The organism is Candidatus Nitrospira bockiana (assembly GCF_965152565.1).
This window is the reverse complement of the sequence record NZ_OZ224215.1, coordinates 1,740,001-1,763,005: the sequence shown is the minus strand read 5'-3', so window position 1 is coordinate 1,763,005 and position 23,005 is coordinate 1,740,001. Positions and strand designations below refer to the sequence as shown.

The window sequence follows — 23,005 nt, the reverse complement described above, 5'->3', positions numbered from 1 at the left end:
ATCAGCTCATGCTGTGAATCTTGAAGCTCTTGACGTAGGCGGCTGGCTGCTCCGGGTCGAAGACCTTCCCCATAATCGTGTGCTTCATCGAGGTCGCCCCGTGGGTGGGATACCCCAGCTCTTTGGCGATGCGATCGCAGCCGGCAGCCAGATAGACCTGCTCGGCCACCGCCTTATAATTCACCTCGCCCTTGAGATGCCCCCACCGTTTCATCTGGGTAAGAATCCAGATCGCCATCGAGTGCCACGGATAGGGATCGAAGTCGATCCGATCCGGGGCCTTCTGGATCCCTCCCAACCCATCGGCATACGTGCCCGTCAACACCTGCTCCAACACGGTGACCGGTTGATTCAGGTAGTTGGGCGGGGCAATGGCGGCCGCAATCTCCTTCCGATGTGCGGGGTCTGAGGCATAGTGCGTGGCATCGACGATGGCGCGCCACAGGGCCGCAAAGGTATTGGGATAGCGGTCGGCAAACTCTTTCGGTACCGTAAACGCGCAGCAGGGATGACGATCCCAAATCGTCTTCGAAAGTTTGAAGATGAAGCCCGCGTTCTCATAGACCGCCCGCTGATTGAAGGGATCGGGCCCCAGATAGCCGTCCACGTTGCCGGCCTTCAGATTGGCCACCATCTCGGGCGGCGGCACGACTCGAATCTGGACCTCCTTGTCCGGATGCACGCCGCCCTCAGCAAGGAAATAGCGCAGCAGGTAGTTGTGCATCGAGAAGTCAAACGGCACGCAGAAGCGAAACCCTTTCATGTCCGCAGCGGTCTTCACACCTCTGTGCTTGTTGTGCAGCGTGATCGCTTGGCCATTGATGTTCTCGACGGCCGGCATGTACATCGGGACCGGGACCGACCCGGCTCCCAGTGTGATCGCCAGTGGCATCGGGGTGAGCATGTGCGCCGCATCGGTTTCTTTGTTGATCGCCCAATCGCGAATCATCGCCCATCCGGCGGCGCGTTTGACCGAGGCATTCAATCCGTGTTTCGTGTAGAAGCCGAGCGGCTCCGCCATGATGATCGGGGTGCCACAGGTAATGGGAATAAAGCCGATCGTCACGTCTTTCTTCTCAGGCTTGCCGGGAGGCTCGGCCGCGAAGATCGTGCACGCCGCGAGAGGAAACACCTCTCGGATGACGGCGGCCAAGACCGCGCCCCCCAGCCCGGCCAAGAGTTGTCGCCGGGTCGGGGCGGCCGCCTTCAGCACGGCCGCCACCACGGACTGCTCGACGGTTCGCTCGAAGTGCTCCTCGCGTGTCAGCCTGGTTGCCATGCTCCCCTCTCCATGTCCGCTCGAAGGTGGTCCGTCTCCTCTGCCGCCTGTCCGGTCAGGGCCAAATCCATCGCGTCGTCGCCCCTCACACGCAGCACACCAGGCGAAGGGCAAGCGGTCAAACCGTTTGCTCGATGTGCGGAAGGAATTTGCCGTTCCAGACCATCAACACGCGGTCCTCTCCCTGGCTGCCCTTGACCTTCTTGACGTCCAGCTTGAAGTCGATGGCCGACATGATGCCGTCGCCGAACAGCTCGTGGAGCACGGCCAGGATCCCGTCGCCGTAATGGGCACAGACCTCGGTCATCCGGTAGACGTGCGGCTCCTGGAGGATGGCCGGGTCGTAGGACCGCACCGGCGGCTTCTGCATCTCTTTCAGGAGGTCTGGAGTGATGGCCGGCAAGACCTGGGCGAGCTTCGCAGCCGTTGCGGGTTTGAGCTGGGTCTGACGACGGAGTAGCTGGGCCACATAGACGTTCGTCACACCGAGGGCATGGGCCAGCTCATCATACGTTTTTCCCGACTTCTCCTTCGCTTCGAGCAGCTTGGCTACAATTTCCTTTTTCTCCATCCCCATGGTCTAACCCCTCCCCTATGGCTCGCACCCGGCGGTGAGTCGAGCGGTCCAAAAAAAAACGCCCTTCTAGTCACACCACTCGTGACCAAAAGGACGTCGTAGTCTTCCGGACGGCTTCGTCCGCTGTTGTATTTTGCCGGGAGTCGGAAACGTCGTTGTTTCGGTCCCAGCGAAGCCTCGTTTTTTCTACGCCCCCTCTCCGGCTCTTGTCAAGCCTGTAGAGCAAGATCACGCCATGGTTCCCTCCGCTGGGCCCTCATTCATCTCCCGTCGTCTCCCGTTTTCGGTCGGTGCTGTCGGATCGCCCCTTCCTGTAGTCGATCCTGGTACCCACCGTCGTCCAAACGAGATTGACACGTGAGAGCGACGCAGGGTTTTGCCTTCAATGCTCCACCATCTTCCGACAGGGCTCCTACAAAACTGCTGGCCTGCATGGGCAGGCGCGGATCGAGATGGGACTCTCTGCACAAGCAGGAACGGCGGACCAAGGGGTGCCGCAGCTGGGCTAGGAATGAAGAGCACGATACTTCTGTTGAAGATGAAAGGGCTCGGCCTCACCCGGCCACCTAGGCCATCTCGATGCCATCATCTCGATTCCAATGTCTGAGCGTGCCCAATACTTGGGAGGCTTTTCTCTGCAACTCGGAAGAGAAATCGAACGGTTACGCAGACAGTTGCTTACGGGATGTCAGCCGCTGTACAGACCTACGGAGCGATGCCGGGGAGAGATTCGGACTGTCGTGGAGAGGGGAACTTACTTGAGGGGCTTATCCGCCGCCCAAATTAAGAGCACGGCGGCTCACGCCTAGCGAGGGTTGGTGGAGGGCACCCGTTACGCCCATCGTTGGTAAAGGCTCTTTCCTTTACAATCCAAGGGGTCGCGTTGGCCGCCTAGAACGGAGATAGGGGCAAGATCCACCCTACAAACTCAATCCGATCCATGCACTTAACTGGCCGTTCCCAAGCACTATTGCCAACGCGAGGGATTTTAAGCTCCGCTATGGGGTGGAGACTATGAGTCCCGATAGGTGTCTACCGTTTCAATTCGGTGGGTTATGGCCTTGCAATGGTGGCCCGAAAACCGGGTTCGAGACGATGGTAGTGGATAGAACACGGAAAGCTGGCGGAAAGCAAATATGAGAATCCGGTCCAATGCGCTTTGGCAATATACTATACAAAAATAGGTCAAGTCCCCCGCTTGCTGGAAATTGGTGAGCGGGATGCGGGTTGAGTCACTCGATGTTTACCATCGAACTCGCGGTCCAGTTCTTCACAGAGCGTGAGTAATTGTTTCCGCTCGAAGTCGGTGATCGCCACCCGCTGCCAGGTGCAGCTGGCTCGCTGAAGCGCCGCATACATCAATTTCAAGACGGCGCGTTCGCCAAACGCATGCGGGATCGTGTTGCTCCGGCGGCGTTCTTCCAGAAACAGCCGTTCAAGTAGATTGGTGGTCCGCGTGGCCCGCCGGTGCGCCACGGGCAGGCGCAAATAGGTGATGCACTCGGCAAAATCATCATCGAAACATGTCACGCCGCTGGGCAGCTCGTTGGCGTAAGTGTGGCGAAATTCTTCGGCGGCCAACTCGGCGGTCTTCGGGCTCGAGGCGTGATAGGCGGCCAGCGCCATGGACTTCACCTCGCGCCACCGTTCGGCAGGCACCTTCGTTTCAAGGTTTCTGGGCTTGTGCGCCAGGCAGCGTTGGCGCAGGGCACGGGGGAGGCCCGGGCGCGCCATCCGTGACGACGAGCACGGGATCCGCGAGGCCGCGGGCTTTGAGGTCTCGCAAGAAGTCGCTGCAGCATGCCGTGTCTTCCTTGGTCCCCGGTTGCAGTCCCAGGAGCACTTTGGTTCCGGTGATGGTAATCGCCCACGCCGCGAGCACCGCCTCACGGGGTTGCCCGAGGTGGAGCCGCTCGGCGACGCCATCGATGAAGAGGTAAGCGACGTCGATCTCGGAGAGATCCCGTCGGGCAAACTCTTGGTAGTCCGCCCACAAGGCCTCGCACACGCGGCTGGCGGCGGAGCGACTCAACAGGCAGCGGCCATCAGTCGCCGTGAACGCGGCTTCAATGTCGCGCATCGAGAGCCCACGGGCGTACATCTCCACGGCCAGGCGCTCCAGTTCTTCGCTCTTGCCGCCCAGCGCCGCCCGGATCTCCGATTGCCAGCCCTCGACGCCGCGCACTTGCGGCACGCCATACTCAATGACGCCTTCGGCGCTCTTCAAGCGGCCGACCCGCACTCCGTTGCGATACCCGCGGGGGGCCTCGTCTTCCGCCGTCTGGCTCCCCCGTGCATAATAGCCACGGCCGAGACGTTCACTGACTTCGGCTTCTAACGCTTCTTCGATCATGAGGCGCACCGCCTGGCGCACCAACGCACTCGTCTCAATCTCGCCGGTGTCGCCCGCCAACATATCCCTGAGCCTCTTGCGCGTGTCGACGCTACTCGGTACTCTTGCCATGGGATGCTCCTTGTTGGTTGTGATTCGAACGCCGCCAGACGTTCAAACCGGTAAGGATGCATCCCTCTCACTTTTCCAGCAAGTTTAAGACTTCACCTGGCCAACACGTCAAAACCCGGGACTTCCACTTCGAGCACGTCTCTTACGGTATAAATGTTTTCGCGAGAAAAACTTTGAATGCGCTTCATATCCTCAGAGGAGGATATACGGTCTATCAAGGACTCCTTAAAGGCTCCGCTCATGATTTTGTGCCTGTACCTGTTAAAACAATCCGAAACTTGAAAGATAAGCTCCCTAATGGCTTTTGCTCGCAAATAAGCAATCTTGTCCTCCTTCTCGCGTATGCTATCAAACTGACTTGATTCCTTCTTGCGCGGGATGGAACGAAGAAGTCCAACGGCATCATCAAAGCTAACATGGTTTAACCTGTAACCATCCTCAACATCGTTAATCCCATAGCAAATGTCGTCTGCTCCTTCGACGAGAAATGACAGAGGATGCCTGCTCCATCCTCCGCATTTGCTGTGACTCTTAGCCAAACCCACCTCTCGGGCTACCTGGTCAAAGTACTCCTGTCCGTCATAGAAGTATCCATGTTTCTTGAATCCAGCACTGTGGGCGTCGGAGGCGCGGCAGGACACATACGAAGGACGCGGATATTTTGTGAAAGCTGCTAGAGTTGCATATGTCAGCTGAAGGCCTCCTGGGTTATCGGGGTTCTGAAGCTTGGTTAGAATCCGAAATCCTTGTGCATTTCCCTCAAACTGCAGACAATCCGCCTTGTGCTCCCTGCGAAGCCTACTAACTGCTTTACGTCCATTTCGGCTTGCAAACCATTCTTGGATTGCTTTCTCCCCGGTATGCCCGAACGGTGGATTTCCCAGGTCATGAGCCAAGCAAGCGGAAGCGACTATCGTCCCGACGTCCACTGTAGTCATATTCTCAGGAAGTTCTCCGTCACTCTCGAGAGCATCTGCAACCAACTTCCCGAGCGACCTTCCAACGCACGACGCTTCCAGACTATGAGTCAACCGCGTACGGACATAGTCACTCTTAGCAACAGGAAAGACCTGGGTTTTGTCTTGTAGCCGCCGGAAGGCGGATGCAAAGACAATTGCATCGTAATCACGCTGAAAGACTGATCGTCCCAACTCCGGAGGATTCGGTTCAGGGACGCCAAGTCGTTTTGATGACAGAAGACGAATCCATTCCATATTTAGTCTGCCAGAGCGAGGCCGCTACCGGCCTCATGCTCGTTGTAGAGCCATTTGAATTCGTTGACAGGCAGATTCAACCTTCAAACTTTAGATATAAATGGATAGCTTGCTGGCATTGATGAGCCAAGGTTTCGAGACGTAAGAAAAGGCTTTCTTCCTTCCTCATCATTGACACAGCTTGAAATGTTCTCCCATTCCTTTAGAAATGGATCCATTTGTAGCTGGTTAAAATATGTATCACCGTATCTGTCCATGAATCTCAAACACAAATACGATGTATCATGGACAGGAGGCAGATAGCGGCCAATGAAACCTTTAGGATCGTGCAGTGCATCGACTAATTCACCTCCCTCTTTCTGTAATCTAACCGTGAAACCCATAGCAAGCTCCTACATTTTCACTATGGAGTTCTGTAACGGTCGGCTCGGGGATGCCGCCTCTGCATGAAGGTATTACCTTGTAGGTAGAAGTCGGTTGAATACAATATCAGTTCCAATGATCCGACCAGCATCCACAATTCTTTCAAGGTTTCCATTTGCTTGTTGAACCGGTGTAACAGAATCCACCTTAGGTCTATTATATTTTCCCCGGGTGATTGCTAAATCTTGGGCCAAGGCCTCTTTTTCCTTAGGTGGAATAGCCAATCGGATACTCGAACAAGACCTTCAACAAGTGAGTCCCAAGCAACTCGAACAGATCATCCCGGCGATGATTGAACCGAAATTCCATTTCCTTCAGATAGAGCGGGAAGTGCAAGCGGCTGACGCCATGATACTTGCGCAAGCGTTCCTTGGCGTAGCTCCAGAACCCTTCAATGCCGTTGATGTGGCGAAGGTAATGACGCCCCCGCTGCACATAGGTCTGCCCATGGTCGACCGGCAGGTGTTTGCCGTAGCGCCGCAGGGATTTATAGCTGCTAAAGCGATCCGTGTAGAAGACGGCACCTTTGAGCGCTCGACGTTCGATTTCCCGCATCAGCGTCGCTTCATCGGCCTGGGGGACGACGACGGTGCTGACCCGGCCCTGCCGTTCCAAGATGCCGAAGACAATGACTTTTGGGCCACGGGCGCGCCCCCGCCGCCCTCCGCGGCGACGGCCGCCGAAATAGCTCTCATCGCATTCCAGTTCCCCGGTCAGCGGCCGGGCTTCCGTCTCGGCCATCGTGGCCATCCAGCGGCGGTAGGCCATAAAGCGCTGCCAGATCGGCAAGGGACTCATGCGCAGTTCTCGCGCCGTCCGCAGCGCCGAGATCTCCAAGCAGAAGAGCTGCAAGATCTGCAGCTCACGGGCGACCCGATCGGGTCGATACCGCCACCGGCAGGCGAGGCAGCGGGTGCGCGCCCCCGGACGATACTGCCGATGCGGTGTCCCGCACCGCACACACTGATGTCGTCTCAATCGTTCGTCGACGAGCCGAACCGACAGCGCCGTCTGTGTCATGGGCCAAGGCCTCCATTTTAGGCCTGGCCCAGAAATTAGTAATCACCTTTCCCCGTTATTGAATAGACTCTTACCGGCTGCTCTAATGCCACCTAGGAAATGTCGTTCCGCGATATGCTTTAAAGCCTCTTCGGCGATTCTTATACTCTCGGGCACGCCTTTGAACCCGATGTTCACGCCTCCCATTCCGGGCAATAAGTTAAGCGCACATACCAACTGACGGCCCAATCGCTGAAAACTCTTTTCTCGCTTGTCAAGCGGCGGCTCACAATCATGAGGAGTCGGGCCTTGGACGAGGCTCATTGGGCTATTCCGAATATACGAGTATAGGTTTACATTGCCGCTACCACAATCTAACGGATCTTCACTGATAAACCGCTGTAGCCGCGGGCTGTAATATCGGGCCCGATAATAATACAGCCCAGTCCCATCGTTCTCACGCCCGGCATACTGAAACGCACTGGTGCTCGCTGTACCGCCGGGTTGTTGTATTCCCACATGGCTCATAGGTGTAAGTAGTCAACGCTGTCCCTGCGTTATCGACTAGTCCGCGCGTCGAGCCTAACACGTCACTGAGAAAACCACGTGTCCCGCTGCCGTCGGTGCGCGTGAAGAATTCATCGAGCCCTACACCCGTCAGGAGAGTCGCCATCACGGCGCTCGCTGAAAGTTCCTGCACTCGATTCAACCCATCATACAAAAACCGAGTGACAGTGCTGGTGATGGTCTTGCTGCGACGACGACCGAGGGCATCGTAGGCGAAGCTTGCGCTCAGGGCGGACGCAGAGATGCTTTACTAGCTGGTTTCCTGGCATTCCAAAGATACGTCGCTGTTCCCGACGAGTCCGTCGCCGATGTCATGTTGCCATTAAACTCATAGATCACGGTGGTGCTGCCGAAGGTAAGCAGCTGGTTGTTGGCATTGTAATTCGTCGACCCACTCGACTTGGGAATCCCGGTCGAGGCCCATGACCCGCCTTGCACTTTTCGGTTCCCCTCGTTGTCGTAGGTATAGGTCAACGTGCCTAGCACAGTTTGACCCTGCTGATAGGTCAAGCCGGTGAGCTGTGAGGCGGCGTTGTACGTGTACGTAATCCTCGTTCCGGTTGGCAGCGTGACGCTGGTGCGGTGGCACGAGTCAAGTCTTCAACAGAGCAATCTCACACTCTTGTGACACGGTCAATTTTATCTCTAATGGGAAAGCAGATGTTATAAGAATCACGGACGCTACATCATCCATCTTAATATCGCATAAGTCATAGATCTTAATTTCTGCTCGATCCTTAATTTCACAATTCAACACACCTGTTATTTTGAGTAGCTTCTCGTTGTATGGCCCCTTCCTCTTCTCACCTAGAGCAAGGTTGAACTCCCTCGTCTCCTTTGCGTATTTTATTTGGTTTAGGTCAAACCATCTATCGTGAATAAGATCAAGGAGATTCCATCGGTCTATAAGTATTCTCATGTTTCCTCTATCTTTTGATGAATATTTGAGGAATCGGAATGCGAATATTTCTGCCGCTTCCGGGTACTCCCTTTTGCCACCAAGTAATCTGTATGTGTGGGAGGTTCTTGCCAAAGAGAGGGAAATAATGATGTGGGTCGTGTATCTCGATCTTAAAGCCTTTCCCAATTGGGAACCCACCGAGAACTCCTCCCAGGCACCCAAGTCCCAAATCAAGCAAAGTTGGCTTTCGACCGGATAACTTTTCAAGGCCGTATGTGACGCCAACCCCAAGACTGCAGCCAAGCAACTGGGGAACAATCAAGCCTTCGGGATCATTGTAGTTAGTGGGGCTGTTCAGAACATATGCATAGAGGTTTATGCTTCCACCCTCAAATTCGATTGGATCTTCTCCGGCAAAGCGCTGCAACCGCGGGCTGTAATATCGAGTTCGATAGTAATATAACCCCGTCTCATCATTCTCTCGTCCGGTGTATTGAAACGAATTGGTGCTGGCGGTGCCGCCCGTGGTCGTGTTGCCAAACGGTTCGTAGGCGTAGTTGGTCTGCACCGTGCCCACATTGTCCACCAGCGCCCTTGTCGAGCCGAGGGCATCACCTACCAGGCCACGGGTCCCCGCGCTATCGGTCCGAGTGAAGAACTCGTCAATGCCCAAACCAGTGAGAAGGTTCGCGGTGACAGCGCTTCCGGAGAGTTCTTGCACTGGATTCAAGCCGTCGTACAGAAAACGCGTGACGGTGCTGTTGATTGTCTTGTTTCGGCGACGCCCGAGCCCGTCATACCCGAAGCTCGCAATCACTCCGGGTGCGCTGACCGCCGCAAGCTGATTGTGGGCGTTCCAGGTATACGTTGCCGTACCAAATGAATCCGTGGCCGTCGTCATGTTCCCGTTCAAGTCATAGGTGAGCGTGCTTGGCCCGAACGTCAGCATCTGGTTGTTGGCGTTGTAACTCGTCGTGCCACTCGCCTGGGGAATATCCGTCGCCGCCCACGTGCCGCTCTCGATTTTCCGGTTCCCATCACTGTCGTAGGTGTACGTCAACGTGCCGAGGGTCGTTTGCCCCTGTTGATAGGTCAAGCCGGTGAGCTGCGAAGCGACGTCATACGTGTACGTAATGCTCGTCCCGGTCGGTAGCGTGAGACTCGTCCGGCGCCCCGCATCATCATAAGCGATCGTCACCGTGGAAGTCCCTTGCGTCACCTGCGTCAGGCGGTTGGCATTATCGTAGGTATAGTTGACCGCCGTCTGCCCGGCTACTGTCATGCTCGTTCGGCGGCCGGCGGCATCATAGGCATAGCTCACCGTGCCTTCCGGGGTCACCTCTTGCGTCAAGCGATCGAAATTATCATAGGTCCGCGTGATCGTGCCGCTGAGCGAGTCCACGACCTGCGTGAGCCGATTCCCAGCATCATAGGCGTACGTTGTGGTCGACCCGTCCTGATAGGTCGCCGTCTTACGCCGGTTCAACGCGTCATAGGTGTACGCCGTCACCTGGCTCTTGCGATCAGTCACCGTCGTGAGGTTCCCGTTGTTGTCGTATCCATAGCTTTCGATCTTGGTGAGCGGATCTTCCCGCGTCGCCAGGCGATCCATGTTGTTATACGTGTACGTGGTTGTTTGGTTCTTAGCATCGGTGACAGTAAGTAGATTCCCGTTGGCGTCATAGGTAAAGCTCGTCGCCCCGTTGATTGCGTCGGTGATCTGAGTCACGCGATTGAGGCTATCGACACTGTACCTGGTCAAGTTACCCATAGCCGTTTTCAGACTTAACAGGCGCCCGACTGCGTCCGTCAGCCTTGTGGTGCTCCGACTCAGTGGGTCAGTAACCCCGGCTAGGTCCCCGCTGGCATAGGCCAAGGTGCTCGTCTGGTTGAGAGGATTGGTGATCGCCGTCGGCTGTCCAGCGGTATTCACAGTGATCGTCGTCTGTTTGTTCAGAGGATCCGTGATCGTAATCAGATTTCCCTTGAGATCATAGGTGAACGCGGTCGTATGGCTCAGTGGGTCCGTCACGCTACCGAGCTGGTTGAACAGAGGCTCGTAGGTATAGGTCGCCGTAGCCGCTTCAGAGGTGCCCGCCATTCGCGTCACACTCGTAACGTTCCCCGCGGCATCGTAGGTGTACGCGGTCTGGCGATTCAGTGCATCGGTCACGCTGAGAAGCAGGTTCGTGCCTGTCTGCCAAGCATAGGTCGTCCCCTGTTGCTCCGGCTGGCCAAGCGCGCGCGTGTCGGTAACCGTATACCCGGCAGCGTTGAACGTCACTCGGCGAACGTAGCCCCGCGGGTCGGTGACATCCGTCTGTGTGACTTTGCCATTACCGTCGAGGGTATACGTAAACTGATAGGTCGTGTTATCCGCCTGCGTTTGCGTGATCACCCGGTCATTGGTGTCATAAATATTCGTCAGGAAGGTTATACCCCTAGCATCCTTGATGGTCGTCATCCGGTGCGCGCCGTCATAGCCGTACTCCGTGATTCCATTCTCCGGATCCGTCACTTTCCACAGACGGCCGCTGGCGTCATAGGTATAGCTCACCACCCGCCCGGCGATATCCGTGACCTGGCTGACCCGGTTCGAGGTATCGTAGGTGAAATTGATGTAGCGCCCGTTGGGTGATGTGACTTTTGTCAACCGCCCATTCTGGTCCCGGCTCAAGAGCATCCTGTTTCCATTGCGGTCCTCAATCTCAATGAGCAGCGCGCCGGCGGCTCCCGCCGTCAACCCATATTGCTGAAAGCGATAGATCATCCCATCCTTGAACATGATCTGCCAGCCACGGGTCACGTTGTTATAAATCAGACGCGATTTGTAGTAGTGCGTGGGAGAAGATGTGTGCTCGAGGACAGCATCATTGCAGTTCGTACCCGAGGTCCGGACATACGGAATACGAGCCCCGTTGGGTAAGATCAAAGAGATCGTTTGGCACACGCCATCTTCTAAGAGCCAAAGGTGATAGGGGTGCGTCGAGCCTAGCCCGAAGGGCCGAGGAAAAGTGTCGCCAGGGCGATAAGTCCGCGTGAGCGTGATAGGAAGGATATCGGGGACCACGAGGTCAGTCTTGTCCAGCACAAAGAGGCCTGTCGCCAAGTCAACCGGATCACCGTCTGATGGATTGGGGTTCCCGTTAGACGGAGCGACGGATGGAACCGGATCCTGCCAGGTGAGTGGGTTCTGTCCTCCTACCGGATGAGCTGCTTGATCCCAGGCTGGGTACCAGGTGTAGGTGCCGGCGGGTGTGATACAGGTGGAGCCACCACCAGTACCCGGTGGCGGATTGTTGCTCCAGTACCAAGTGCCGCCGCTCTGAACGATATAGTACGCTCCCCCTTGCCACCAAATATCGCCGTTCGCACACGCGTAGTACACAAGGCCTAAGCCCTGCCATCCCAAGGGAATCGTACTGGCCCCATCACGGGTCCGCATAAAGAAGGCAACCGCGTCATAGCCATAATCCGGAGCAAGAGTCAAATTGTTGAGACCTGACCGTCCACCGATACTGTAGGACGTCGAATCCCCTGGGGGCACAGCGTAGTTCTTTTGAACGGCAAGGCCGTTCAAGACACCAACTTGCCCACTACTTTGCGCGCTTGCGCCAAGTGGCACGAATAGGGCCACAATGACCGCACTGACAACCGCACCCATTCGAGTGTGCATCTCGTTGCTCCCTCTTCACGGATTCGTCACGGCGAGCCCCAACGTACCCGTGTTGGTCCCGCTTGGGTTCACGGTGATGCTATAGGTCCCCGTCGACGGCAAGGTTTGGGTGGTCAAGTTAAAGCTTGCACTGCAGTTGTTGGTCGAGGTCAAGGTGGTATTGTCGGGCTTCAACAGCGCCACCAGCACGCAGCCTATTGTGTTGCTCGTGATCCGGACCGTCACCTGCTGCCCGCCGGTCCCATTGAGCGTGTACCGGGCGTTCTGGCCGGGACGTGAGATAGTCACGGTCGTGGCCGGATCTCCGATGTTCAGTGTCCCGTTCACTTCGCTCGACAAGGTCAGATTAAGGTTCCCCGTCGAGGTCGAATAGGGGTCTACGAGGATTGAATAGGTGCCTGAGCTGGGCAAGACCGAAGGATCAACGCTGCCTCCGCTACTGCCGATGGCTACCGGGCCCGCCAGGATGGTCCCATCCGGTCTGAGCACGGATACATAGACCGTCGAGAACGTCACACCGGTCACTCCAAGATTCACTTGTTGCCCAGCGGTCCCAGTAAACGTATACCGAGCATTCTGTCCAGCTCGTGTGACGCTAACCGGGACACTTGCTCCATCTACCGTGATGGTTCCTGACAGCTCTGAAGAAGCCCAAACGTTCGCACTTCCCGTGTACGTGCCGTACGGATCGACAAAGACCCCGTAGGTGCCGGTTGTTGGGAGTGCCGGACTGTCCAATGTCCCTGTCGCCGGTCCGACGAGCGTCGTCCCATCGGGCTTGATGATCGAGAGATAGGCGATCGGGATCGTCGAATTCGTCAAGGCGATGCTCACCCGCTGACCGGCCGTCCCGTCGAACGTAAACCGACCATTCTGCCCAGGTCGCGTGGTACTAAAGGCTGTGGACGTCCCATCGACCGGCACCGCACCTGATAGTTCCGACGACAGGGTCAAACTCATGTTGCCGGTAGCACTGCCCGACGGATTGACAAAGACCGTATACGTGCCAGCCACGGGAAGTGCTGACGGATCAAGCGAGCCGCCGCCGGTGCCAAACGAGGCAGACGCGTGCGTCGTCCCGTCTGGTTTCAGAAGGGAAATGGTGGTGGAGTTCACCGTGACCCCGGTCACCCCTAGGTTCACGCGCTGCCCCGCCGTCCCGGTGAAGGTGTACCGAGCATTCTGACCCGGTGTGGTGATTGAGGTGGAGACCGCCGTGCCATCAATGGCGATGGGTCCTGTAATATCGGAGAAGCCATAGAGTGTCAGTGTCACATTGCCGGTATAGGTCCCGGAGGGATCTACCAGAATCGAGTAGACACCGGTGACTGGAAGGGTTTGTGAATCAACGAGCCCGCCCGATGTTCCATACGAGGTGGGCGGCGCTAAGGTCGTGCCGTCCGGGTTGGAGATCGAGACGGCAAAGGAAGAAATTGAAGCAGCACTCAGGAGGAGACTGATCTGCTGACCTGCTGTGCCCGCGAAACTGTATCTGGCATTTTGGCCGGTTCTTTGCCAACCGGCACCGCTCCTCCGTTGATCGCAATCGTACCCGTTACGTCGGCCGAGAGCGTGAGGGTCATATTGCCCGCATAGGACCCCTCAGGCTTGATCATGATGATATAGGTGCCGGTGACAGGAAGCGCCGGGGAGTCTAGGCTTCCGCCCGTGTTATTGACACTGTACTTTGTCGCCAACTCTGTCCCGTCCGGCTTCCGGACCGATACTGTCGAAGAGGTAATGGTGATGCCCGTCATGGCCAGGCTGACACGCTGCCCTGCAAGGCCGTCGAAAAGCACGAGCGCCACTTTACCGGCCGTGCTAATGCTTGCCGTCACACTCGAGCCCCCCACGGTGATCCGTCCGGTAAAGTTCACGTCCGTCGGCAAGATCCCTTGAGGGGTCAGAAAGTAATCATCTGTGCTGGTGGCTTGGCCATACACCGTCGCGACGGTGATCTTGCCTGATGCAGGCGCAACCGTTTCAATGTTGCTGCTGCTCGAAGAGTTGACCACAGCAAGGAGGCCACCAAATATGACCCGGTTCCGCGTGGCGGTCGTCTCGAAGTTCGAGCCTGTCACTGTGACAACTGTTCCGAGTGGCCCCACCGTTGGAAAAAAGGTGGCGATAACCGGAGACTGCCCACTGACAACAGTAAAGGCGCTCCCGCTGCTCGCCGATCCCGTCGGCGTCGTAACCGTAATCGTCCCCGTCGTTGCTCCGCTCGGGACTTGGGTCACAAGTTCGGTTGCAGTGGCGGACGTCACATTGGCAGCGAGACCGTTAAACTGCACGCTGTTCTGGCTCGGGGTTGTACTGAATCCGGCTCCGGAGATAGTGACTGTCGTCCCGGTCGGTCCGCTTGAAGGAGAAAATGTAATGACCGAGACGGTCGACGAGGCGTGCCGAGTGATGCTCAAAAGATTGCCGACCGCATCATACTGATAGGTCGCCGTCTCGCTTGCTGGATCGACCACGCCTACCAAGCGCCCCAGAGCATCGTAGATGTAACTTATGTCGGCGCTATGGCCTGGCCGTTGAGAGATTCCGAGGAGCATGACCAGGATGAAGCCCGTGATGCGGATTGCTCTGATGAGATGGATTCGCAAGATGCCTCCTGACGGCTCGCAGGGTGCGATACTGTCCTGACCAAAGGTGAACACCGCTTCACGGTAGCAGCCGGCGACCATCTGTCAAGAAAGGAACCCTTAGGGTTGATGAACCGAGCGATGGCGGACTTCGGAGCGGCATGATGCCTAAGGTCTCGAAACTTTACTGAGTGATGTCCTAACGCCAAATTGCTGTAGGTCCATTCGCCCCTAATTGCTAGGGCCACAAAATTTTGTGGCGAGATTGAGCCATGAAGGGACAGAATGTGATGCCCTCAGCGACGCCCAACAAACCCGGCTTCTGCGAGAACGTTCAATTGCCTCAACGTCATTTCTGCTAGGCTTACTACCGCTCGCCGTTCGTGAAGCGAGATAGGAGACGTCTCCTTTTCACGCGAAGCGGTTTGGTGCCGTGATCGCCCCAACCTTCTTCACACGTCGGTTCTGGTCATTCTCAGCGGTGGCCGCCTTCCACGGGCTCATGGCGTTGGGCTGTGCTCCACGCACCTCCTCGGTCGCCGATCAATTTGTTGCAGAAGGTCGATGGGATGAGGCGGTTGCCTCGTATCGGCTGGCTGCGCGCCAAACACCGTTTAACGCAGACCTAGAAACCCGTCTCGGCGAAGTGCAGGCCAGGGCCGCAGAGGAACACTATCAGGCAGGACGAACACTCGTGGCCGGTGAGCACTATCCGGAGGCGATTGAAGAATTTAAGGTGGCGCTTGGCCTGGCCCCTAGCCAGGCGGAATATCAGGCCGCGCTTCGCGACGCCGGTCGTCGCCAGAGCGCGCTCGAGCACTTCCGCGTCGGAAAGAAATTCGAGGAGCTCGGACGGCTGGCGGATGCGGCCCTCGCCTATGAGCAGGCCATCGAATTGGACCTCGAGTTGGCCAAGGCTGCGAATCAACTCACCGAAGTGACGCGCGGGCAGAAGACCCAGAGGAAGCTAGGCGGCTTGACCGGCCAGGATCGGCACGAAGCTTGAGATCAACCCCGAGCAAGCGCGTTGGGTCCGATGGATTTTCGAACGGTACGCCGAGGGCTGGTCACCGCTGAAGATCGTCGAGGAGCTGAACCGTAAGCAGGTGCCGTCTCCCGGCGCGGCTTTCCGGCGCCGTTCGCCTCGCGCGCGCTCGTGGTGCGCTAGCACTCTGCACGGGGATGTCCGGCAGGGCACCGGGCTACTGAACAACCCGCTCTACATCGGGCAGTACGTCTGGAGCCGCTCACGGTGGCAGAAGCATCCGGACACGAAGCGGTACACACGCGTCATGCGGGACGAGAGTGAATGGATCAAGGTGCTTGTGCCCGATCTCCGGATCATCGATGACAGGTTGTGGGCGCGCGTCAAGGCTCAGCAGCAGGAGATCATGGAGAGCAGCGCCGCGATCCGCGAGGCTTTGCATGCGAACGCCAGAACTGGCCGCGGCCCCAAGTATCTGTTCTCCGGTCTGCTGGTCTGCGCCGAGTGCCATGGGAAGTTTGTCGTCGTCGATGCGAAGCGCTACGGTGTCAGCAGTCATCCAATAATCCCCAGGTGTGGTCATTGAATTTTCCCCACCCTCTAGCGGGAGGAGGAGGGAGATGGGACTTGACGATACGAGCGCGTCGACGATTATGCGCGCCCAGGAGGATCAACCTGGGGAGGCGTGCATGGTGGATCAGGAGCGGTGGGCGGAGATCCGACGGTTGTTTTATGAGGAGCGGGTGTCCATTTCGGAGATCGGGCGGCGATTGGACTTGGATCGCAAGACCGTCCGGCGCAGTGTCCGGCAGCCGACCTGGCAGCCCTATCGCCGAGCGGCGGTGGCGGAGACGCTGCTGACGGCCCATGCCGACTTTGTGCGGGGCCGTGCGCCCCAGGTCGGGTACTCGGCGCGGATTCTGTATCAGGAGCTGCGAGCGAACCGGGGCTACCTCGGCAGTTATGAGACGGTGAAGCGGTTCGTCGCGCCGCTCCGCGAAGTCCAGCTGCAAGCGGATCGGGCGCTCTTCCGGTTTGAGACCCCGCCCGGGCAGCAAAGTCAGATTGACTGGGGCCAAGCCCTGGTCCCCTTCCGCGCCGGTCCCTCGGTCGTGCATGTGTTCGTCCTCACGTTGGGGTTCAGCCGCCGGGGGTTCTACCACGCCTGTGCCGATGAACGGCTGGCGCAGTTTCTCGAGTCCCATGAACGGGCCTTTGCGCATTTCGGCGGCCATACCCGAGAACATCTCTATGACCGGCCACGCACCGTGTGCTATGCGGATGAGACCGGGCGGCGCCTCTGGAATCCCACCTTCAAAGCGTTTGCCGACTATTGGGGCTTTGAGCCTCGCGTGTGTCGGCCCTACCGGGCGCAGACCAAGGGCAAAGTCGAATCAGGTGTGAAGTATCTGAAACGGAACTTCCTGCCGGGGCGGATGTTTGTCGACCTCGTGGACTTCCAAGCCCAGCTCGATGAATGGAACGCCACGATCGCCGACCAGCGCGTGCACGGCACCACGCATGAGCCGCCGATCGTGCGGTTCGAGCGGGAACGGGGCCAGCTGGTGCCCTTGGCCAGGCAGCGCAGCTTCCAGCAGGAGGCGCGGGTGTCGCGCATCGTCGCCGACGACTATTTGGTTAGCCTCGACACGAACCGCTACTCCGTGCCCTTTGGCCTCATCGGCCAGCGGGTCGAGGTGCAGCGACGAGGGGACACGGTGCACATCTTCCATCGCGACCGTGAGGTCGCGAGCCATCCTGTGCTCCCCGGCCGCCACCAATTCCGCATTCTGCCCGAGCACGGCCCCGGGGCCATTGCGCGGATCTCTCGCCAGCGCCGCTCGACGCTCCGCGAGCCGGCCACACGATCGGCCCCACTGCCCGAGGTCGAAGTCCGGGATCTGGCGTGCTATGAGGCGCTGTGTGGTCGCGCGAGTGTGGTCGAGGTGCAGCCATGAATCCCGCCCAGCTCGAACGTCTTCGCGACCAGCTGACGCGCCTGCGGCTCCTGAAAAGCCGGGAACGCCTCGATGCCCTCTTACAGGAAGCGGCGGCCAAGGATCTCTCGTACGCAGACTTCCTCGACCAGGTCCTCGGCGAAGAAGTCGCCGCGAAGGCCGAGAAGAACATCACCATGCGTACCAGCCTGGCCCGGTTTCCGTTCGTGAAGAGTCTGGAGACCTTCGACTTCGCCTACCAGCCCTCCTTGGATAAGAAGCAAATCCAGCAGACGGCGACCTGTCACTTCATCGAACACGGTGAGAATCTCGTGATCTTGGGCCCACCCGGCGTGGGCAAGAGCCACTTGGCGATCGGACTCGGACTCAAAGCCATCGAGCGAGGATACCGGGTGTTGTTCACCACGGCCGCCGCCATGATCGCCACGCTCACCCGGGCGCTGACGGAGAATCGACTGGAGGACAAGCTGAAGCTCTACACGATTCCGCGGCTGCTGATCATTGATGAGATTGGCTATCTGCCGATTGACCGGACCGGGGCCAACTTGTTTTTCCAACTCATCTCGCGTCGCTACGAGAAGGGGCCGATGATTCTGACCAGCAACCAGAGTTTTGGCGCCTGGGGCGAGGTGTTTGGCGACCGGGTGCTGGCGACCGCGATCCTGGACCGGGTGCTCCACCACGCGATCACGATCAATATTCGCGGGCATTCCTACCGGCTGAAGGAAAAACTCAAAGCCGGCCTGGTGCGGGTCGAAGAAGCGTCACCGACAACCTAAACCTGGGTGGGGAATTTTCGATGACCGTAACTGGGGAAATTTGGGTGACCCTTGACAGGCAGGGCCGGGTCAGCACCGTCGTCGTCCCCCAGGCCGATGAAGCGACGCTGATGCGGGAAATCGAACGTCGAGCGCTCAAAGGTGCCGTCTTCTACACGGATCGCTTTAGCAGCTATAAATCCCTGCGGCGCTACGGCAAACACCTGCCGGTCGACCATGGGCAGACCTATGTGCAGCGGGGGCGTCATTACCTTCGCCACATCAACGGCATTGAAGGGTTCTGGAGCTACGCCAAGGAACGCTTGCGCAAGTATCATGGCGTCAGCCGCTTGCACTTCCCGCTCTATCTGAAGGAAATGGAATTTCGGTTCAATCATCGCCGGGATGATCTGTTCGAGTTGCTTGGGACTCACTTGTTGAAGGTCTTGTTCGAGTATCCGATTGGCTATTCCACCTAAGGAAAAAGAGGCCTTGGCCCAAGATTTAGCAATCACCAAACGGATAAGTGATGGGAATACACCCATTCCTGATCGCTAGACACTTGTGCGAGCTTCTGCCTAAGCAGATCCAAGCTCGCGTCCTTGGAGACCATGCTTTCGTCTCCCAGTATGGTCGACTCTTTAGAACAGCCTTGACCATTGGTGGAAGGGTTTCCGTAGATCAGCACGAGTTGGTTGCAGCTGCTCGTCGGTTGTTAGGTGGCCAGGGCAACCAGAAGCTAAAAGATATATCAGGCAGTCAGCTCACTGTTATGTTGGACCATGGCACCGTGGTTTTGAAAGTGGTAGGGCAGAAAGACCAAGAACAGCTAATAGCTCTTCCCGATCTTAGCGATCTTTCCCCAAGCCTCGAACAGAGGGTCCAAGCCCTTAAACGCATGGTCGACAGTTTTGGTCCAGCAGCACCGGACTTTTCGGCTCTGGAGACTGCCGCTGAAGACCGCGAACTTACGGATGAAGAAGTTGTAGATCTGCTGGAGGAGCGCAGCACCGGGTTTGCCGCTTACAAGGTAAGAATTGAAATGGCGCACAGGGCGGATCGTGTCGAGGTCGATGACATCGTGCCCGATTTTCTTCGTTACTATGAGCTATATTGCGGGCCTGATCCGCGCTTGCTCCCTCCAGAAGAATACCTTTCGGTGGTATTGCCCACATACAGGCAACAGTTGCTACAACGAAATCTTCTCAGGGGACTAGAAATCTGCCTACTTGGTGCACATCGAGACGATCTCATGCCTGCTGCATGGACTAGCCATGTTTCCGATGACGATATGTGGCAAGCTCTTCAGGCAGTTGATACCCGTGCTAACCCCTTTGCTGCTCTTGGTGTGCTGGATATTGCGATTACGCGCCAGCACGACAGTCGGTACATGACTTTGGCCAGCCAGACGGTGGTTGAACTTGGGAACAACCAGTTGCTACGTCCGGATGGTATGGATAGTTATGAAATCCTCCCCCTATTTGCTCAACTTACTCTCGACCGAATTAACATGATGGAAGGCGGTGCGCTCAGAGCTCCATTCTGGAAGCGCCTTTGTGCATGGATGCACGCCAGTTTACTGCTGCAATCCACTTTGGATATATCGATCAACCTCGGCGCTTTTCGAGGATGGGTTCACAACAACCTTCACATGGCTGGAACATATGCCCAAATGATTGACCTCCGACGCGAGCCAATGTATCGAGCAGGAGAGTTCTCGCGCTCATTTCTTCGGGAAGAAATCATAGGGAGACTGGTGGTGCTGAGGGCTAGACATCAGGCTGCTGGCCGCTTGGTACCAAACTCAGATGTAATCGACGCAGCGATGGCCCAGCTTGCGAAAGAGGGATCGCCACTTGGCTGGGCAATGCCAGGTCCGCTTGATGGACATATTCGGCCATCTGAGCGGTCGAACCGAAGTCTGTCAGATGCCGACATGGAGCAGGTTCTGCGACAGCTTTCTGAAGATCCTTCTGGATCCATCTGGTCGAAGTTGGCATATTTTTCTCAATGCTTCAACTTAGGAGAGAAGGTCTTGGAGCAAGCTTGCCGAGCATGTACAACAGCGAACTTCGACCATGAATTGGTGGAAGGGGAAGTATCTTCGACTCGCCTCTTTCATATGGGAATTATTGCTGCGGCCCACCGAAATAGGGACTTGGCGAATTCAATCGCTGCAATCGCATTAAAAAGAGCATCTCTGGCTTCAACTGGGAATGAGACAATGTCACTCCTTCAAATCATATTGCTCACCAGCGCAGCTTTTGAGAATGAGGAAGAATGGTTCACTTGGACGAGCGATCAGCTTGATCGGCTAGCGTACAACCTACCGGCTGGTGAAGCGACTGAGACACTTCGCGAGCATGTTGCTGAGGTCAGAAAAATATTACCCATTAGCTCTGCCTTGACTTCTCGTGCCGAAGCGATAGCTGCCGCAGCGACGTAGTTCTTGGCGCAGCGCAGTTTCCGTTCAATCGCAGGTTCCAATGGAACGAGTATCTTATGCCTCCTCAACGCTGTCTTCTGAATCAAAAGCCGGGGCGACCTGAGATTCTTCCTGCAGGCAACTTCATTTCCTTCTTCTGCGACAACAGCTGGTTGACCTTGTCGTGCGTCGAACGAGTACCCCATGATCTAACAACTATCCTCAGAGCGGTGGGGCCGATAAGCGGCGACAGCACTCCGATCTCTCGTTTAATGATGCACCTAGCGTCGCGAATTGCCCCGGTTCTTCGATCTGCCAACTCTGGTCCACTCTTAGGCTCAAGGCCTAGCGCAGTACCCAGCGCCTTGAATACTCTCGGACCACTTGCTTGGCTGGCTTGGCAAAGGTCGCGGTCACTTCCCTCGTAAGAACACGCATGTGATCTCTATGTCTTCTCCAGTCCTTGTCAATCAATTCCAGGTAATAAGCCAAGCTGCGATCGACAAATTGGCTAGCTAGGAGATGTGAATTCATTGCCAAAAGCATTAGAAGAAATGAGTAGTTGTGACCGATGTCCTCGGCGGTGAAGGTAGGCTCAAGCCCTGGTTGCCCCGCATATACCGAGAAGTGCGCGCCTGAACAAAGACCGCTCCAAAAGATTTTAAGCTCCGGGACATTAGGCGATGCAATTTTCTTGAGTACATCTCGACCGACAGACAAGTTCGGATCTCCAGAGTCCCATCGGCGATACAGATCTGTACTGTCCTGAATTGCACAACATTTTGAAATTAACAGAGTCCTTCATAAATAAGTCTGAAGAGCGGTCGCGCAGACCCATAGAGACCACACCGTGTTAGTTCAAGTGAAGACCAGAAATGAAAGAGGTTACTATGGAATGCATTGAAGATGACGCTGACAACTTCGCCATGACCGTGAAAGCCGACCCCGGCTAGGAGTCCTACAAACTGACTGGCGAGTTTGTACTGAGCTTCCAAAAGATTGAAACATCGATCGTCAAACGTTGCAAAAACAGCTTCCTTAAACATTTTTCGATTGGCTTCCATGAGCGGTGGAAGTTCTAAGCTTAGAGGCTGTGCCCTGGATCCATACATACGTACCTCCAGCGTTCTAATGTCCAAGAATCAGTACAACTCCATTGGCCCAGTCCTTCACGCACGCGCGTCAATAGTAGTGCCGCTATTCGATGCACCGCCCTGAGACGCCGGGGATTAGCACGGATACCCCTGAAACTTATACCGTGACGGTCTCTAAGCGCTGCAATGCATAAAGCGATTTGCAGCGCGTCACACTCTCTCCTTAGCTCCCGAAGCCCTCGCCTCGGATTGAATTGATGACCACGGAGGTTGCCGCCATGGCGGTAAAGAGACGTGGGCTAGCCAGACAGGCCGCCGCGCTGCGACGGCATGCATCTGCACGCCTTAGAGGAGCAGGCGGCCAACAGGTACGACGGCAATAGCAATCAGACGCCAACGCATTATGGCGGAGCCGGAGCTGCTCGACAATCGTCAGCGGGGCGTCTTGCTTTTTCTTGGTGTGAAAATAAAATGCCCGCCAGGTCGTCAGACCGAGCGGGCTTTCTAAGGTCAACCGTAAATATCTCGGCAGAGGTCCATCCCTCGCTTGGCGTGTACCGCCGCGTTGAGCAATCGCGGCGGATATTCAATACCACCAGTAATCTTCGGAAAGTAGGCAACGCTGCCGGGGTACAAATAAAAAAGCCCGCTGGATTTCTCCAGCGGGCCTTTAGTACCCCGGCAGCGTCCTACTTTCCCACTGCCTCGCGGCAGCAGTATCATCGGCCTTGGAGGGCTTAACTTCCGTGTTCGGGATGGGAACGGGTGTGACCCCTCCGGTATGGCCACCGGGAATCTGGTGAAGCAGGTTGAGGCTTAGGTTGAGGTTGAGCTTAAAGCCCTGAACCTCAGCCTTAACCTTACCCTTCTTCAAAGAAGACCATGTCTGTCAGAAGCAATGTCAAGTTAAGCCGCACGGCCGATTAGTACTGGTTAGCTTCACACCTTACGGCGCGTCCACACCCAGCCTATCAAACTCGTCGTCTACGAGTGGCCTTCAGGGGCCTTGCGGCCCGGGAGATCTCATCTTGAGGCAGGCTTCTCGCTTAGATGCCTTCAGCGATTATCCCAACCGGACATAGCTACCCGGCACTGCC

Annotated in this window: 14 protein-coding genes, 2 rRNA genes and 2 pseudogenes (1 of these 18 cut by a window edge); 6 read left to right on the top strand and 12 right to left on the bottom strand. The window is 56.8% G+C overall.

Going from position 1 to position 23,005, the window contains the following annotated elements; translation table 11 throughout:
- Position 1: 1 nt before the first annotated feature.
- The 10 genes and pseudogenes from ACWHYV_RS08725 to ACWHYV_RS08680 all read right to left on the bottom strand — a co-directional run bounded on the left by ACWHYV_RS08725 (position 2) and on the right by ACWHYV_RS08680 (position 14,709).
- Positions 2-1,279 (bottom strand): CmpA/NrtA family ABC transporter substrate-binding protein, encoded by a 1,278-nt coding sequence (locus ACWHYV_RS08725; RefSeq protein WP_447980249.1) that lies wholly within the window; start codon positions 1,277-1,279, stop codon positions 2-4.
- Between the two features lie 118 nt (positions 1,280-1,397).
- Positions 1,398-1,856, bottom strand: a complete 459-nt coding sequence (gene cynS, locus ACWHYV_RS08720) for a cyanase (protein WP_447980248.1) — start codon at positions 1,854-1,856, stop codon at positions 1,398-1,400.
- Positions 1,857-3,041: 1,185 nt separating this feature from the next.
- Positions 3,042-4,320 (bottom strand): annotated as a pseudogene (locus ACWHYV_RS08715) (IS256 family transposase).
- 92 nt (positions 4,321-4,412) lie between these two features.
- The gene (gene dgt, locus ACWHYV_RS08710; RefSeq protein ID WP_447980247.1) at positions 4,413-5,534 is read right to left on the bottom strand and encodes a dGTP triphosphohydrolase; all 1,122 of its coding nucleotides are present in this window, start codon (positions 5,532-5,534) and stop codon (positions 4,413-4,415) included.
- A gap of 83 nt (positions 5,535-5,617) precedes the next feature.
- Positions 5,618-5,917, bottom strand: coding sequence for a hypothetical protein (locus ACWHYV_RS08705; RefSeq protein ID WP_447980246.1), 300 nt, complete (start codon positions 5,915-5,917; stop codon positions 5,618-5,620).
- Between the two features lie 247 nt (positions 5,918-6,164).
- Positions 6,165-6,977, bottom strand: coding sequence for an IS1595 family transposase (locus ACWHYV_RS08700; protein WP_447977407.1), 813 nt, complete (start codon positions 6,975-6,977; stop codon positions 6,165-6,167).
- A 42-nt stretch (positions 6,978-7,019) separates the two neighbouring features.
- Positions 7,020-7,484 (bottom strand): RHS repeat-associated core domain-containing protein, encoded by a 465-nt coding sequence (locus ACWHYV_RS08695; protein WP_447980245.1) that lies wholly within the window; start codon positions 7,482-7,484, stop codon positions 7,020-7,022.
- A 965-nt stretch (positions 7,485-8,449) separates the two neighbouring features.
- Positions 8,450-12,100 (bottom strand): RHS repeat-associated core domain-containing protein, encoded by a 3,651-nt coding sequence (locus ACWHYV_RS08690; RefSeq protein WP_447980244.1) that lies wholly within the window; start codon positions 12,098-12,100, stop codon positions 8,450-8,452.
- Positions 12,101-12,115: 15 nt separating this feature from the next.
- On the bottom strand, positions 12,116-13,375 hold the full coding sequence (locus ACWHYV_RS08685) for a hypothetical protein (protein WP_447980243.1): 1,260 nt from the start codon (positions 13,373-13,375) through the stop codon (positions 12,116-12,118).
- Between the two features lie 170 nt (positions 13,376-13,545).
- A complete protein-coding gene (locus ACWHYV_RS08680; protein ID WP_447980242.1) occupies positions 13,546-14,709 on the bottom strand; it encodes an IPT/TIG domain-containing protein in 1,164 nt (387 codons plus the stop codon).
- Between the two features lie 673 nt (positions 14,710-15,382).
- Between ACWHYV_RS08680 and ACWHYV_RS08675 the strand changes: the two genes are divergently transcribed.
- The 6 genes and pseudogenes from ACWHYV_RS08675 to ACWHYV_RS08650 all read left to right on the top strand — a co-directional run bounded on the left by ACWHYV_RS08675 (position 15,383) and on the right by ACWHYV_RS08650 (position 20,835).
- Complete coding sequence (locus ACWHYV_RS08675) at positions 15,383-15,694, top strand: hypothetical protein (protein WP_447980241.1); 312 nt, start codon at positions 15,383-15,385, stop codon at positions 15,692-15,694.
- Positions 15,678-16,259: a recombinase family protein gene (locus ACWHYV_RS08670; RefSeq protein WP_447980706.1), complete on the top strand. Its 582-nt coding sequence runs from the start codon at positions 15,678-15,680 to the stop codon at positions 16,257-16,259. The genes ACWHYV_RS08675 and ACWHYV_RS08670 overlap by 17 nt, the downstream gene beginning before the upstream one ends.
- Before the next feature lie 34 nt (positions 16,260-16,293).
- Positions 16,294-17,631 (top strand): IS21 family transposase, encoded by a 1,338-nt coding sequence (gene istA, locus ACWHYV_RS08665; RefSeq protein ID WP_447977390.1) that lies wholly within the window; start codon positions 16,294-16,296, stop codon positions 17,629-17,631.
- Positions 17,628-18,410 (top strand): IS21-like element helper ATPase IstB, encoded by a 783-nt coding sequence (gene istB / locus ACWHYV_RS08660; RefSeq protein ID WP_447977391.1) that lies wholly within the window; start codon positions 17,628-17,630, stop codon positions 18,408-18,410. The genes istA and istB overlap by 4 nt, the downstream gene beginning before the upstream one ends.
- A 50-nt stretch (positions 18,411-18,460) precedes the next feature.
- Positions 18,461-18,868 (top strand): annotated as a pseudogene (locus ACWHYV_RS08655) (IS1595 family transposase); the annotation flags it as partial.
- Positions 18,869-18,918: 50 nt separating this feature from the next.
- Positions 18,919-20,835, top strand: coding sequence for a hypothetical protein (locus tag ACWHYV_RS08650; RefSeq protein ID WP_447980240.1), 1,917 nt, complete (start codon positions 18,919-18,921; stop codon positions 20,833-20,835).
- A gap of 1,749 nt (positions 20,836-22,584) precedes the next feature.
- On the opposite strand, the gene rrf is transcribed toward ACWHYV_RS08650, so the two are convergent.
- Together rrf and ACWHYV_RS08640 are read right to left on the bottom strand one after the other, a co-directional pair.
- Positions 22,585-22,701, bottom strand: a 5S ribosomal RNA gene (gene rrf, locus ACWHYV_RS08645).
- A 109-nt stretch (positions 22,702-22,810) separates the two neighbouring features.
- Positions 22,811-23,005: ribosomal RNA gene (locus ACWHYV_RS08640) — 23S ribosomal RNA — on the bottom strand (it continues 2,815 nt past the right edge of the window).

Coding starts and splice junctions, on each gene's coding strand:
- ACWHYV_RS08695 (WP_447980245.1), bottom strand. CDS start 7,484: ATGAGCCATGTGGGAATACAACAACCCGGCGGTACAGCGAGCACCAGT.
- ACWHYV_RS08690 (WP_447980244.1), bottom strand. CDS start 12,100: ATGCACACTCGAATGGGTGCGGTTGTCAGTGCGGTCATTGTGGCCCTA.
- ACWHYV_RS08725 (WP_447980249.1), bottom strand. CDS start 1,279: ATGGCAACCAGGCTGACACGCGAGGAGCACTTCGAGCGAACCGTCGAG.
- ACWHYV_RS08700 (WP_447977407.1), bottom strand. CDS start 6,977: ATGACACAGACGGCGCTGTCGGTTCGGCTCGTCGACGAACGATTGAGA.
- dgt (WP_447980247.1), bottom strand. CDS start 5,534: ATGGAATGGATTCGTCTTCTGTCATCAAAACGACTTGGCGTCCCTGAA.
- ACWHYV_RS08705 (WP_447980246.1), bottom strand. CDS start 5,917: ATGGGTTTCACGGTTAGATTACAGAAAGAGGGAGGTGAATTAGTCGAT.
- ACWHYV_RS08650 (WP_447980240.1), top strand. CDS start 18,919: ATGGGAATACACCCATTCCTGATCGCTAGACACTTGTGCGAGCTTCTG.
- istA (WP_447977390.1), top strand. CDS start 16,294: ATGGGACTTGACGATACGAGCGCGTCGACGATTATGCGCGCCCAGGAG.
- cynS (WP_447980248.1), bottom strand. CDS start 1,856: ATGGGGATGGAGAAAAAGGAAATTGTAGCCAAGCTGCTCGAAGCGAAG.
- istB (WP_447977391.1), top strand. CDS start 17,628: ATGAATCCCGCCCAGCTCGAACGTCTTCGCGACCAGCTGACGCGCCTG.